Source organism: Cupriavidus sp. SIMBA_020, from assembly GCF_046535395.1.
GTDB classification, from domain to species: domain Bacteria; phylum Pseudomonadota; class Gammaproteobacteria; order Burkholderiales; family Burkholderiaceae; genus Cupriavidus; species Cupriavidus campinensis.
On the sequence record NZ_JAWRWU010000450.1, the window covers coordinates 1 to 277 of the forward strand.

At 69.0% G+C, this 277-nt stretch carries 1 protein-coding gene; it reads left to right on the top strand.

Annotated features, from left to right (window positions below):
- A partial coding sequence (locus SB751_RS29995; RefSeq protein WP_410749021.1) for an undecaprenyl diphosphate synthase family protein occupies positions 1-277 on the top strand: 277 nt, incomplete at both ends.

The window sequence follows — 277 nt, forward strand, 5'->3', positions numbered from 1 at the left end:
CTTCGAGCCGCGCATCCGCGAACTGATCCGCCGCGCCGAGACCAAGACGGCGCGCAACACCCGCCTGACCCTGACGATCGCCGCGAACTACGGCGTCCGCTGGGACATCCTGCAAGCGACGAAGAAGCTCGTCGAGCAGGCCGTGCGCGAGGGCCGCGAGGTCGACGTGACCGAAGACGCGTTCGCGCCGCACCTGGCGATGGCCTATGCGCCGGAGCCCGATCTCTTCATCCGCACCGGCGGCGAGCAGCGCGTCAGCAATTTCCTGCTGTGGCAG